Origin of the sequence: Spirillospora albida, from assembly GCF_000718255.1 — a bacterium.
Taxonomy (GTDB): Bacteria; Actinomycetota; Actinomycetes; order Streptosporangiales; family Streptosporangiaceae; genus Spirillospora; species Spirillospora albida.
The window spans coordinates 244288-258676 of the sequence record NZ_JOFJ01000004.1 but is presented as its reverse complement, the minus strand read 5'-3'; the positions used below and the strand labels follow the sequence as shown (position 1 = coordinate 258676).

The following is a 14389-nucleotide window of genomic DNA, read 5'->3' as shown; positions in this document are numbered from 1 at the left end:
GGCAGACTGGCTGACCGTCATGCGCGTCTACCTGCCCGCCACGCTCAGCCGGCTCGCCGCCGTCCACGCCGCCCGCGAGATCGGCCCCGCGCCGCTCGCCGCCTACGCGGTCACCCCCGCGCTGCGCGAATGGTACGCGGGCGGTGACGAGGAGGAGCTGGAGTACGCGGCGATGACCGCCGCCGCCCGCGCGGCGCTGCGGCTGCTCGCCGACGACCCCGGCGCGCCCCGCCGCCGCGTCGTGCTGGCCGCCGAGGTCCCCGACAAGGCCGTCGCGTGGGCGTCCGGGCACGCAGCCCTCGCCGGCGACGACCGCGCCCTGGTGGAGGTCACCGCGCCCGTCGCCTGGACGGCGATCGCGTCCGGCCACGTCGACGACCCCGGCGCCGAGCCCGACGTCGCCGCCGCCGTGGAGGCGCTCCCCGCGGCCGGCGCGGGCGACGACGACGCGCGGTTCACCGTGGACGGCGCCGAGGGGCACGAACTCCTCTGGTACGCGACGCAGGAACTCGCCGACCTCCTCTGACCCCGCGCTCTTCGTTCCGCGCCTTCTCAAGGCGCCGACCGAATGCGCCGTCCCGCGGCATCAGGGGAAGGGCCGCCGGGTAGGTCCCCGCACGCCGACAGCGTTGTCGCAGAGTGCAGGGAGCCAGCAGATGGACGCCGTCACCACCGTCCCCGAGCCCGTGAACGAACCGGTCATGGGCCACGCGCCGGGCAGCGCCGAACGGGCCGCCCTGGAGGCGAAGATCAAGGAGCTCGGCGGCGCGCGGACCGAGCTGACGATGACGATCGGGGGCCGCCGGAAGCTCGGCGGGGGCGAGCCCATCGACGTCGTCCAGCCGCACCGCCGCTCGCACCTGCTCGGCCGGATGGGCAACGCCACCGAGGCGGACGTGGCGGAGGCGATCGCGGCGGCGCGGGAGGCGGCGCCCGGCTGGCGGGCGATGTCGCCCGACGACCGGGCCGCGATCCTCCTGCGCGCCGCCGAGCTGCTCGCCGGGCCGTGGCGGGCCACGCTGAACGCCGCGACGATCCTCGGCCAGTCGAAGTCGGTGCAGCAGGCCGAGATCGACGCCGCCTGCGAGCTGATCGACTTCTGGCGGTTCAACCCGGACTTCGCGCGGCGGATCCTCCAGGTGCAGCCGAACTCGTCGCCGGGCGTGTGGAACCGCATGGACCACCGGCCGCTGGAGGGCTTCGTCCTCGCGATCACCCCGTTCAACTTCACGGCGATCGCCGGCAACCTCCCGACCGCGCCCGCGCTGATGGGCAACACGGTGGTGTGGAAGCCGTCGCCGACGCAGCAGCTCGCCGCCCACCACACGATGCTGCTGCTGGAGGAGGCCGGCCTTCCGCCCGGCGTCATCAACATGGTGACCGGCGACGGCACGGCCGTCTCGAAGGTCGCCCTGCCGCACCGCGAGCTGGCCGGGATCCACTTCACCGGCTCGACCGGCACGTTCGAGCACCTGTGGCGGACGGTCGGCGAGAACATCGGCGCCTACGCGGGATACCCCCGGATCGTCGGCGAGACGGGCGGCAAGGACTTCGTCGTCGCGCACCCCTCGGCCGACCCCGACGCGCTCACCACGATCCTCATCAGGGGCGCGTTCGAGTACCAGGGGCAGAAGTGCTCGGCCGCGTCCCGCGCCTACATCCCCCGCTCCGTCTGGAACCGGATACGCGACCCGTTCTGCGACGAGGTCGAGGCCCTCACCATGGGCGACGTCGCCGAGGACCTCTCCCTCTTCATGGGCGCCGTCATCGACGACCGGGCCTTCGCCAAGCACCGGGCCGCGATCGAGCGCGCCCGCGGCATCGACTCCCTGCGGCTCCTCGCGGGCGGCGGCGCCGACGACTCCGAGGGCTGGTTCGTCCGGCCGACCGTCCTGGAGTCGGCCGACCCGGAGGACGAGATCTTCACGACCGAGTACTTCGGGCCGATCCTCGGCGTCCACGTCTACGAGGACGCCGACTACGACGCCGTCCTGAACCAGCTGGAGGGCGTCGCGAAGTACGCCCTGACCGGCGCGGTCGTCGCGCGCGACCGGGCCGCGATCGAGCGCGCCGCCGAACGGCTCAGGTTCGCCGCCGGGAACTTCTACGTCAACGACAAGCCGACCGGCGCCGTCGTCGGCCAGCAGCCGTTCGGCGGCGGCCGCGCGTCCGGGACCAACGACAAGGCGGGCTCGGTCTACAACCTGCTCCGCTGGACGAGCGTCCGGTCGATCAAGGAGACGTTCGTCCCGCCGGTCGACCACCGCTACCCCCACATGGGCGCCTGACGCCGCGCCGTGACGAGCGCTGTTGCGGAGACCGGCCGGGAGGGCGGACGATGAACCCTGCCCCCGCCTCCGGCGCGGGGCGGGCGCGCCGCCGTCGCGCGCCCACGGAGCCTGCATGGGAACGGGATGTCGACGCTGAACCGTCTGGTGCTGTGGAACATCGATCACACCCTGGTCGACGTCGGGCGGGTCACCCGGGACGCGTACGCGGAGGCGTTCCAGCGGACGATCGGACGGCCGCTCCTGCGGCTCGCGCCGACCCCCGGCCGCACCGAGTCCGAGATCGTCTTCGAGACGCTGGCGTTCAACGACGTCGTCACCACCGACGACCACCTGCCCGCCTTCGTCCGGGCGCTCACCGATGCGTTCGCGGACCGCCGCGCGGACCTGCGGGCGCACGGCCGCGTCCTGGCCGGCGCGCGGGAGGCCGTCGAGGCGCTCGCCCGGGTGCCGGGGGTCGTCCAGTCGGTGCTGACCGGGTCGGTCCGCCCGAACGCCGTCCTGAAGATCACCGAACTCGGCCTCGCCGACCATCTTGACCTGGACGCGGGCGGGTACGAGGACGGGGTCTACAGCAAGGCGGCGCTGCTGGAGCTCGCCCGGTCCCGGGCCGGCGAGCGGCACGGCGCCCGCTACCCGGAGAGGGCGACCGTGTACGTCGCCGACTCGCCCCGCGACGTGCAGGCCGCGCGCATCGCCGGCTCGCCGGTCATCGCGGTGGCGACCGGCAGCGCGACGGAGGCCGAGCTGCGGTCCGCGGGCGCCGACCGGGTCCTCGCCACCCTCGCCGACACCCGCGCGGTGGTGGACGCGGTGGCGGACCTGACGCGCCTCTAGAGCCTGGACAGGGAAAGCAGGGCCGCGCAACGGCGCGCGGCGGGGAGGGATGGGACATGCCGCAGGACGGCGAGGGTTCGGTGCTGTGGGAGCCGTCGAAGGAGGTCGCCGCCGCCGCGCGCGCGACGGCGTTCGCGCGGTGGCTGGAGGGCAGGGGCGTCCGGACGGAGTCCTACGACGACCTGTGGCGGTGGTCGGTCACCGAGATCGACGCGTTCTGGGACGCGATCTGGGAGTACTTCGGGGTCGTCGGCGACCGCGGGACCGGCCCGGTGCGCGAGGGCGGCCCCATGCCGGTCGACGGCCTGCGCTGGTTCCCCGGAGCCACCCTCAACTACGCGGCGAACGTCCTGCGCTGGGCGGAGACGGAGCCGGAGCGGACCGCCGTCGTGTTCCGCTCCGAGGCGGGCGGCCACCGGATCATCAACTACCGCGAGCTCGCGATGCACGTGGCGGAGGTCCGCGCGGGCCTCGCCGACCTCGGCGTCGGGCGCGGCGACCGCGTCGCCGCCTACATCCCGAACATCCCCGAGGCGCTGATCTGCTTCCTCGCCACCGCGTCGCTCGGCGCGATCTGGTCGTCCTGCTCACCCGACTTCGGGTCGTCCTCGGTCATCGACCGGTTCACGCAGATCGAGCCGAAGGTGCTGATCGCCGTGGACGGCTACGCCTACAACGGCAAGCGGTTCGACCGGATGGAGTCCGTCCGGGAGATCGAGGCGGCGCTGCCGGGGCTGAACGCCACCGTCCTGATCCCCTACCTCGACCCCGCCGCGAGCCCTGAGGGACTCCGCGCCGGCAGGCGCTACGCCGACCTGCCCCGCTCCGGCTGCGACACCCCCGAGTTCGAGGACGTCCCGTTCGACCACCCCCTCTGGGTCGTCTACTCGTCCGGGACGACCGGCCTGCCGAAGCCGATCGTGCACGGGCACGGCGGGATCGTCCTGGAGCACCTCAAGGCGCTGTCCTTCCACCAGGACCTGGGGCCGGGCGACGTGTTCCTCTGGTACACCACCACCGGCTGGATGATGTGGAACTACCTGGTCGGCGCCCTGCTGGCCGGGACCACGATCGTCATGTACGACGGCGCCCCCATCGACCTGTGGAAACTGGCCGCCGACACGGGTGTCACCTACCTCGGCGTGGGCGCCCCCTACCTCACCGCCTCCGCGAAGCAGGGCCTGCGGCCCGGGGAGGAGCACGACCTCTCGGGCCTGCGCGGGATCGGCTCGACCGGCTCGCCGCTCCCGCCCGAGGGCTTCACCTGGGTCTACGACGCCGTCGGCCGCGACCTGCTGCTCGGCTCGTTCTCCGGCGGCACCGACCTGTGCACCGGGTTCGTGGGCCCGTCCCCGCTGCTGCCGCTGCGCGCCGGCGTGATCCAGTGCCGGGGGCTCGGCGCGAAGGTCGAGGCGTTCGGCGACGACGGCACGCCCGTGATCGGCGAGGTGGGCGAGCTGGTGATCACCGAGCCGATGCCGTCCATGCCGGTCGGGTTCTGGAACGACGAGGACGGCGCCCGCTACCGCGAGTCGTACTTCGGCATGTACCCGGGCGTGTGGCGGCACGGCGACTGGATCAAGATCCTGCCGGACGGCGGAAGCGTGATCTACGGCCGCTCCGACTCCACCCTGAACCGGGGCGGCGTCCGGATGGGGACGTCCGACTTCTACCGGGTCGTCGAGGCGTTCGACGAGATCGCCGACAGCCTCGTCGTCGACACCGGGCGGCTCGGCGAGGAGGGCCGGCTGCTGCTGTACGTCCAGCTCGCCGAGGGCGCCTCGCTGACGGACGACCTGGCGGGCCGGCTGCGGGCGCGGATCCGCGCCGATCTGTCGCCCCGGCACGTCCCGGACGAGATCCGCGAGGTCCCCGGGATCCCGCGCACGCTGTCGGGCAAGAAGCTGGAGGTGCCCGTCCGGAAGATCCTCCAGGGCACGCCCGTCGACCGGGCCGCGAACCGGGACGCGATGGCCAATCCCGAGGTCCTGCCGCATTTCACGGTGTGAGGTTTCTGACCCACTAAGATATTTGTCCAGCCCGAATGTGTCCGATCGGCCCCGTGTGGCCGGACACCGCCGTATTGTTGCCCGACACGGTGAACTCATCACCCGTATCGGGCGTCACACAAGCGGAGCGCTGGCCTGTGACGTCCGGCCCGTGGTCCGTTCGGCCGGATCGAGTACGAGAGGGACGGTCCACGCATGGAGGTTGGGGCGCTGCGCTCCGGTGATCCGGAACGGCTCGGCCCGTACACCCTGCTCGGCAGGGTGGGCGAGGGCGGTCAGGGCGCGGTGTTCCTCGGCGAGGACGGGGACGGCAGGCGGGCGGCGGTCAAGCTGCTGCACGCCGACCTCACGTCCGACGGCAAGGCGCGGGCCCGCTTCCTGCGCGAGCTCGAGGTCGCCAAGCAGGTCGCCCCCTTCTGCACCGCCCAGGTCCTCGACGCCGACGTGGAGGGCGACCGGCCCTACATCGTCAGCGAGTACGTGCCGGGCCCCTCCCTGAACCAGCAGGTCACCGGGGACGGCCCGCTCACCGGCGCGGCCCTCGACCGGCTCGCCGTCGGCACCGCCACCGCGCTCGCGGCCATCCACCAGGCCGACATCGTGCACCGCGACTTCAAGCCGCACAACGTCCTGCTCGGCCCGGACGGCCCGCGCGTGATCGACTTCGGCGTGGCGCGCGCGATCGGCGGCGGCACGACGCTGACCAGCCGCGTGATCGGCACCCCGTCCTACATGGCGCCCGAGCAGATCCGCGGCGAGGACGTCGGCACCTCCGCCGACGTGTTCTGCTGGGCCGCGACGCTCGTGTTCGCGGCCACCGGCGAGCCGCCGTTCGGGCAGGACACCATCCACGCCGTGATCAACCGGATCCTGCACGAGGAGCCGGACCTCGGCGACATGGACGGGCCGCTCCGCACCCTGGTCGCCGACTGCCTGCGCAAGGAGCCCTCGGACCGGCCGCACGCCCGGCAGGTCCTCATGCGCCTCCTCGGCCATGAGGAGGCGGCGCCGGCCGCCGCCGAGGCCGGGCCGGCCGCCGGGCGGACCACCGTCGACGGCGGCCACGACGAGACCGCCATGCTCGCCGTCGGCAGCGTCCTGGCGGCCGAGGCGCTCGACGACCCCGACCTGCCCGATGGCCCCGCTCCCGCGGACGGCGCGGGTCTCTCGAAGGACGCGGACCTCCCGGACGTCCCGGCTCTTCCGGACGACGCCGAGCTCGACGTCACGCAAGCGAGCGGCGCGGTGCCGCTGCCGACCCCCGCCGAATGGGCCGCCGCGAACACCCTGCCCGGCGGCCCGGACGCCGCGTCCCCGAGCGGCCCCGCGGCCCTGTGGCACCGCGTGGCCAGCCCGGCCGTCCTCGCCGCCGCCGCGGCCGTGCTGGTCGCCGTCGTGGCGATCTCCGGCGTGCTCATGCTGACCACGGACGACAGGGGCAAGGCGGGGCAGACCGTCAGCGACCCCAGCGGCGGCGCCACGGCAGAGCCGGAGACGTCCGCGCCCGCGACGAGGCGGACGCGGCCCGTCCAGCAGGCGCCCGTGACGTCCTACACCCCCACCCCGTCGCCGAGCGAGTCCCCGACCGAGTCGCCCTCGCCCAGCGCCAGCCCGTCGCCGTCGCCGTCGTCACCGAAGCCCACCCCGTCCCGGAGCGACCCCGGCCCGGACCCGACTCCCTCGTCCCCGGGCTCGACGCCCCCGACCTCGCCCGGCGGCACCCCCACGACGCCGGCCGCCGGGGACGCGGGGACGGGCGGGTAGCCGCGCCCCCGCGCCCGTACCGCGCGCCCCGGCCCCGCCTGACGAGCGGTTCGGCGATCATCGGGCGAACCCGGTCGCGACCCTGGCACGCTGGGCAAAGTCAGGTTCACCCTCCGGCCTCCGGGTCGGCTTTGGGGCATTTCCTGGCTACGCTGACGCAGTGAGCGGCGCCACAACGAGGTGGCGAAGGGTCTCTAGGGGAGAATTGCTTCATGGGCGGCAAGCTCGATCAAGCGAAGGACGATCTGCTCAGGCGGGCCGCGCAGACATGCGCCAACCGCCCCGGCTCGCGGGGCGACGTCGAGGAGGCGCTGGCCTACCTCTGGCTCTACTACCGCCACGTGGCGCCCGAGGACCTGCTGTCCCGGGATCCGGCCGACATCTGCGGCCCCGCCATGACGCACCGGCTGCTCGGTGAGGAGCGGCCCCAGGGGCGCGCGAAGGTGCGCGTGTTCACGCCGACGCTGGAGGAGTTCGGCTGGGACCCCGGGCACACCGTCGTCCAGGTCGTCACGGACGACATGCCGTTCCTGGTCGACTCGGTGACCATGGAGCTCACCCGCCACCAGCTGACGACGCACCTGATCGTCCATCCGCTGATCGGCACGGACCGCGACGTGGCGGGGCACCTGCGCGGGTTCCGCGGCAAGCTGGCGGCCGACGACGACATCGACGAGTCATGGATCCACATCGAGGTGGACCGCACCAGTGACCGGGCGTTCCTCGAGCAGCTGGAGAAGGACCTGCTGCGCGTCCTGCAGGACGTCCGGGTCGCCGTCGAGGACGAGTCGAAGATGCGGATCCGGGCCGGCGACATCGCGACCGCGATCCTGGAGGATCCGCCGCCGCTGTCCGACAAGGAGCTCGCCGAGGGCGTCGAGCTGCTCGACTGGCTCGCCGACGGCCACTTCACCTTCCTCGGCTACCGCGACTACACGCTCGTCGAGGGCGGCACCGTCCTGCGCCCGGAACCCGGCACCGGGCTGGGCATCCTCCGCAACGACAAGCGGGAGTCCGACAGCTTCGCGGCGCTGCCCCCCGAGGTCCGGGAGCGGGCCACCGAACCGCACCTGCTCGTCCTGACGAAGGCGAACTCGCGGTCGACCGTGCACCGCCCCCTCTACCTCGACTACATCGGGGTGAAGAAGTTCGACGAGGACGGCCGGGTGTGCGGCGAGCTCCGGTTCCTGGGGCTGTTCACCCACGTCGCCTACAGCGAGTCCATCGCGCACGTGCCCGTCCTCAAGCGGAAGCTGGACGAGGTCCTCGAAGCGGCGGGGTTCCCCGCCGAGAGCTACGACGGCCAGGACCTCATCGAGATCCTGGAGAGCTACCCCCGCGACGAGCTGTTCCAGATCTCCGTCGAGGACCTGCTCCCCATCGCGCTCGGCGTGCTGCGGCTGCGCGAGCGCCGCCAGCTGAAGCTGTTCCTGCGCAAGGACCTGTACGGCCGGTACATGTCCTGCATGGTGTACCTGCCCCGCGACCGGTACACCACGAAGGTCCGCCTCCAGATCCAGGAGATCCTGCGCACCGCCTTCGAGGGCGTCAGCGTCGACTACAGCGCCAACGTCACCGAGTCCCTGCTCGCGCGCCTGCACATCGTCGTGCGGGGCGAGCGCGGCCGTCCCCTTCCGGACGTCGACGTCGAGGAGCTGGAGGCCCGGCTCGCCGCCGCGACCCGCTCGTGGGCCGACGACCTCGCCGAGGCGATCATCGAGCAGTGCGGCGAGGAGCGCTCCGGGACGCTCGCCCGCCGCTTCGGCGACGCCTTCCCCGAGGGCTACAAGGCCGACTTCCCCGCCCGCACCGCCGTCGCCGACCTGCGGCGCCTCGACGCCCTGGACGAGGAGACCGACACCTCCATCAACCTGTACGAGCCGTACGGGGCCGGGCCCGGCGAGCGGCGGCTGAAGATCTACCGGCTGGGCGAGCCGATCTCGCTGTCGCGCGTCCTGCCGCTGCTGCAGAACATGGGCGTCGAGGTCATCGACGAGCGCCCCTACGAGATCAACACGCTCGACGGGCAGCGCTACTACATCTACGACCTCGGCCTGCGCTACGAGCCGACGGGCGACGTCGCCGAGGACGCCCGCAAGGAGCTGTTCCAGGACGCGTTCCAGGCGCTGTGGCACGGCAGGATCGAGAACGACGGCTTCAACGCGCTCGTCCTGCACGTGGGGCTGACCTGGCAGGAGGCGATGATCCTCCGCGCCTACGCCCTCTACCTGCGGCAGACCGGCATCACGTTCTCCAAGCGCTACATCGAACAGGTGCTGCTCCGCAACCCGCCGATCACCCGGCTGCTCGTCCGGCTGTGGGAGAGCCGCCTCGACCCGAAGCTGCGGGGCGGCGAGGCGGAGCGCAGCCTCGGCATCACCGAGGAGATCCACGGCAAGCTCGACGACGTCGCGAGTCTCGACGAGGACCGCATCCTCCGCGCCTACCTCGCCATGATCGAGGCGACCCTGCGCACCAACCACTACCGGGGCCGGTCCTTCCTCGCGCTCAAGTTCGACCCCGAGCGGATCCCCGACCTGCCGCAGCCCCGCCCGACCTTCGAGATCTTCGTGTACTCCCCGCGGGTCGAGGGCGTCCATCTGCGGTTCGGCACGGTCGCGCGCGGCGGGCTCCGCTGGTCCGACCGCCGCGAGGACTTCCGCACCGAGATCCTCGGCCTGGTCAAGGCGCAGGCCGTGAAGAACACCGTGATCGTCCCGGCCGGGGCCAAGGGCGGGTTCGTCGGCAAGCAGCTGCCCCCGCCGTCCGACCGCGAGGCGTTCATGCGGGCCGGGATCGCCTGCTACCGCGACTTCATCTCCGGCCTCCTCGACCTCACCGACAACCTCGTGGACGGCAAGGTCGTCCCCCCGCCCGACGTCGTCCGGCACGACGGCGACGACCCCTACCTCGTCGTCGCCGCCGACAAGGGCACCGCGACGTTCTCCGACATCGCCAACGAGGTCGCCGCCGAGTACGGGTTCTGGCTCGGCGACGCGTTCGCCTCCGGCGGGTCCGTCGGATACGACCACAAGGCGATGGGCATCACCGCCCGCGGCGCCTGGGAGTCGGTCAAGTACCACTTCCGCTCGCTCGGCACCGACATCCAGACCGAGGACTTCACCGTCGTCGGCATCGGCGACATGTCCGGCGACGTCTTCGGCAACGGGATGCTGCTGTCCCAGCACATCAAGCTCGTCGCCGCGTTCGACCACCGGCACGTCTTCATCGACCCCGACCCCGACCCGGTCGCCTCGTTCGAGGAGCGGCGCCGCCTGTTCGGGCTGCCCCGCAGCACCTGGGCGGACTACGACCCCGCGCTGATCTCGGCGGGCGGCGGGGTGTTCCCCCGCACCATGAAGTCGATCAAGCTGACGCCGCAGATGCGGACCGTCCTCGGCATCGCCGACGGCATCGCCGCCATGACCCCGTACGAGCTGATCAGGGCCGCCCTCAAGGCCCCCGTCGACCTGCTCTGGAACGGCGGTATCGGTACCTACGTCAAGGCGTCCGTCGAGAACAATGCCGACGTCGGTGACAAGGCCAACGACCCCGTCCGGATCAACGGCGACGAGCTGCGCTGCAAGGTCGTCGGCGAGGGCGGCAACCTCGGCTTCACCCAGCTCGGCCGCATCGAGTTCGCCCGCGAGGGCATCCGGCGCGGCGAGCCCGGCCTCGTGAACACCGACTTCATCGACAACTCCGCCGGAGTCGACACCTCCGACCACGAGGTCAACATCAAGATCCTGCTCGACCAGGTCGTGCGGGACGGCGAGCTGACCCGCAAGCAGCGCGACGCCCTCCTCTACGAGATGACCGACGAGGTCGGACGGCTCGTCCTGCGCGACAACTACGCGCAGAACGTCGTGCTCGCCGCGTCCCGCGCCCAGGCCCCGGCGATGCTGCACGTCCACGCCCGGCACCTGCGCAAGCTGGAGCGGGACGGCCGGCTGAAGCGCCGGCTGGAGTTCCTGCCCGACGACAAGGCCCTCGCGGAGCGCCGCCAGTCCGGTCTGGGGCTCACCAGCCCCGAGTTCGCGACCCTGCTCGCCTACGCGAAGCTGTCCCTCGACCATGAGATCGTCGCGTCCGACCTGCCGGACGACCCCTACCTGGAGTCGTGGCTCGTCGAGTACTTCCCGACGCCCCTGCGCGACCGGTTCCGCGACTATATGGACCGCCACCCCCTGCGGCGCGAGATCATCACGACGGCGGTGGTGAACGACCTGGTCAACAGCAGCGGCTCCACGTTCGTGTTCCGGATGAACGAGGAGACCGGCGCGTCCTCCAGCGACATCGCGCGCGCGTACCTGGTGGCCCGCGAGGTGTTCGACATGCCGCGGTACTGGCGCTCCGTGGAGAGCCTCGCCCACCACGTCGACCAGGGCACCCAGATCGCGATGCTGCTGGAGGGCCGCAAGCTGTCCGAGCGCGGCGCCCGCTGGCTGCTGCACAACCGGCGGCCCCCGTTCGACATCCAGGAGACGATCGACTTCTTCGCGGAGGACGCCGCGGCCCTCACGGCGCAGTTGCCGAAGCTGCTCGTCGGCCTCGATCTGGCGGCGTTCGAGTCGCGCCGCGACGGGTTCGCCGAACGGGGCGTCCCGGACGAGCTCGCCGAGCAGTGCGCGATCCTCGGCACCGCCTACTCCACGTTCGACCTGGTGGGCATCGCCCACGAGACGGGCCGGCCGGTGGAGGAGGTCGGGGACGTCTACTTCGACCTGGCGGACCGCCTCCAGCTGTCCCGCCTCCGCGAACGGATCATCGCGCTGCCCCGCGACGACCGCTGGCGCTCCATGGCCCGCTCCGCCCTCCGCGACGACCTGTACGCCGCGCACGCCGCCCTCACCCGCGACGTCCTGGTGACGAGCGAGCCGGGCGGGCAGCCGGAGCAGCGGCTCGTCCACTGGGCGCACAAGAACCAGACGGCGGTGTCGCGCGCGCAGCAGACGCTGAGCGAGATCTGGGAGAGCGACAGCTTCGACCTCGCCACCCTCCTGGTGGCCCTCGGGTCGATCCGCACGCTGGTGACCGCCAGCTCCCTCCCGGCGAGAGAGCACTAGAAAAGGGTCCGCCGGGTGCCGTTGGGGTCCCTTCGCAGCGGTCGGAAGCGGGGGACCGGGCCGGCACCCGGCGGAGTCTCGGGCGGGCGGGTCAGGAGCCGTGGGCGGTGACCGCCTTGCGGTACATGCCGGCGACCGCTGCGCGGCCCGCGGGCGGGACGAGCGCCAGGTACTGGACGAGGACCGTCGTGTCCATGCGACGGCGGACGGACCGGGCCGGGGCCAGGCCGACGAGATCACCCTTCACGGCCAGCTTGCCCGGCGCGGGGGCGGAGTACGCCTCCGTCTGCTTCACGACGTACCAGACGAGGGCGCCGCGGTCCCGCGTGCGGAGCGCGTAGGTCTGGTACGGGGCCGCGGTGAACCGGGTGGACAGCGTGATGCCGCGCTGCGCCAGGGCCTCGCGGCCCTTGAGCAGGGCGGCGTGGCTCTGGTCGGTGGCGGACCCGCCGGCCAGGACGGACGCGCCCGGCGCGCGGGGGCCGCCGGTCAGGAGCGCCGCGTGCGCGGCGGCGAGCCGGCCGGGTGCCACGGCGAGGCCGCCGCTGTTCGGGGAGACCGCGGTGGCGTAGCCCTCCGGGTCGAGGGCCACCCGGCTCAGCGCCGGGCCGGACGGATACGGGTCGGCGGTCAGCAGCCACGGCGCGCCCGGCCTCGCCTGCGTGAACAGCAGGGCGTGCCGGACGGCGAGCTTCCCCGAGCCGGTCGTGGCGTCCGCGGCGAACCAGCGGGGATGGCCGGACAGGCGCGGGATGTAGTACTGCACCCGCTCGAACTTCAGGGCCTGGGGCCGGGCGCGGACGACGCGGCGCAACTTGAAGGAGGCCGTGTCCATCGCGAGCTGCGGGTCTGCCTGGACGGTGCGCAGGGCGGAGTGGTCCAGCCGCTGCCCGGCGCGGTTCGCCGCCGCCGTGTAGCCGGTCAGCACGTCCCGGGCCTGGTCCTTCGTCAGCGCGGGCGCCCCGTCACCCGCCGAGGAGGTCTCCCCGCAGCCCGTCAGGCCGGTGCCCAGCAGGGCCGCGGCCAGCAGGGCCGGCGGCAGGCAGGCGGCGGTACGACGTGCGGGCATGAAGGCCCCCCGGTGGTGACGACGGCTGTTCCACCGGGAATCATCGCAGAGTTACCACCCGGTCACTCTGTGAATCGCAGAAAATCAGGCGGACTCCTGCTGGCGCATCCAGCGGATCTCGGCCTCGATGAAGTCGTCGATGTCGCCGTCCAGGACGGCGGTCGGGTTGCCCGCCTCGACGCCCGTGCGCAGGTCCTTCACGATCTGGTACGGGTGCAGCACGTAGTTGCGGATCTGAGTGCCCCAGCTGCTGGTGCCCTCGCCGCGGAGCGCGGACATCCGATCCGCCTCCTCCTGCCGCTTGCGCTCCAGGAGCTTGGCCTGCAGCACGTTCATGGCCGTGGCCTTGTTCTGCAGCTGGCTCCGCTCGTTCTGGCAGGACACCACGATCCCGGACGGGAGGTGCGTGATCCGGACGGCGGAGTCGGTCGTGTTCACGCCCTGGCCGCCCGGCCCCGACGAGCGGTACACGTCGATGCGCAGCTCGCTCTCGTCGATGTCGACGTGGTCGCTCTGCTCCACCACCGGGACGACGTCCAGCCCCGCGAACGAGGTCTGCCTGCGGCCCTGGTTGTCGAACGGGGAGATCCGGACGAGCCGGTGCGTGCCGTGCTCGCCGCGCAGCGTCCCGTACGCGTAGGGGGCCTTCACCGTGAACGTGGTCGACTTGATCCCGGCCTCTTCGGCGTAGGAGGTCTCGTAGACCTCCGTCGGGTAGCCGTGCCGCTCGGCCCAGCGCAGGTACATCCGCTGGAGCTGCTCGGCCCAGTCGGCGGCGTCGACCCCGCCGGCCTGCGCGTTGATCGTGACGAGGGCCTCGCGGGCGTCGTACTCGCCCGACATCAGCGTCCGGACCTCGAGCTGCTGGACGGCCTTGCCCAGGCCCGCCAGCTCCTCGTCCGCCTCGGCGCGGGTGTCGGCGTCGTCCATCTCCCGGGCCATCTCGTACAGCGTGGCGGCGTCCTCGAGGCGCTGGCGCAGGCTCTCGACCCGGCCGAGCTCGGCCTCCAGGTACGACAGGCGGCGCGTCACGTCCTGGGCGCGCTCCTGGTCGTTCCACAGCTCGGGGTCGGCCGACTGCTCGCGCAGCTCGGCGATGTCGCGCCGCATCGCGTCGAGGTCCAGCACCTCTTCGATGCCGGCGAGGGTGGAGCCGAGCTCCTTGAGCCGCTCTTCGGGTTCGATGCCTGCCACGCCCCCGAGCTTATCGCCGTCCGGGCAGTGCCCGAGCGCCGCGCTCACGCGGGGCCCGCCCGGACGGAACGCGCCGGGCGGCGCCCACCGGACGGCCGATCGCACGGGTCGCCGCCCGTGGGTCCGCCGAGCGAGCCGCGGATGGCAGAATCACGGGCCGAG

General features: G+C 72.7%; 8 protein-coding genes. 6 read left to right on the top strand and 2 right to left on the bottom strand.

Translation table 11 applies throughout. The features are described 5' to 3' along the window. Positions 1-19 precede the first annotated feature (19 nt). The 6 genes from IE99_RS0107615 (at position 20) to IE99_RS0107590 (ending at position 11964) form a co-directional block, all read left to right on the top strand. Positions 20-526 carry a DUF6912 family protein gene (locus tag IE99_RS0107615; protein WP_030165756.1) on the top strand — a complete coding sequence of 169 codons (507 nt, stop codon included), beginning with the start codon at positions 20-22 and terminating at the stop codon, positions 524-526. Positions 527-656: 130 nt separating this feature from the next. Next, complete coding sequence (pruA, locus tag IE99_RS0107610) at positions 657-2288, top strand: L-glutamate gamma-semialdehyde dehydrogenase (RefSeq protein ID WP_030165753.1); 1632 nt, start codon at positions 657-659, stop codon at positions 2286-2288. Positions 2289-2414: 126 nt separating this feature from the next. After that, the gene (locus IE99_RS0107605; RefSeq protein ID WP_030165751.1) at positions 2415-3125 is read left to right on the top strand and encodes an HAD family hydrolase; all 711 of its coding nucleotides are present in this window, start codon (positions 2415-2417) and stop codon (positions 3123-3125) included. A gap of 56 nt (positions 3126-3181) precedes the next feature. After that, positions 3182-5134, top strand: a complete 1953-nt coding sequence (locus IE99_RS0107600) for an acetoacetate--CoA ligase (protein WP_030165748.1) — start codon at positions 3182-3184, stop codon at positions 5132-5134. A 195-nt stretch (positions 5135-5329) separates the two neighbouring features. Further along, on the top strand, positions 5330-6898 hold the full coding sequence (locus IE99_RS0107595) for a serine/threonine-protein kinase (protein WP_030165743.1): 1569 nt from the start codon (positions 5330-5332) through the stop codon (positions 6896-6898). 212 nt (positions 6899-7110) lie between these two features. Beyond that, entirely contained in the window at positions 7111-11964 is a 4854-nt protein-coding gene (locus tag IE99_RS0107590; protein WP_030165741.1) for an NAD-glutamate dehydrogenase, read from the top strand. A 91-nt stretch (positions 11965-12055) separates the two neighbouring features. Here IE99_RS0107590 and IE99_RS0107585 read toward each other — a convergent pair whose 3' ends face one another. After that, positions 12056-13033, bottom strand: a complete 978-nt coding sequence (locus IE99_RS0107585; RefSeq protein WP_030165738.1) for a DUF8094 domain-containing protein — start codon at positions 13031-13033, stop codon at positions 12056-12058. Between the two features lie 84 nt (positions 13034-13117). Further along, positions 13118-14227: a peptide chain release factor 2 gene (gene prfB / locus IE99_RS0107580; RefSeq protein ID WP_030165735.1), complete on the bottom strand. Its 1110-nt coding sequence runs from the start codon at positions 14225-14227 to the stop codon at positions 13118-13120. Positions 14228-14389: the final 162 nt, after the last annotated feature.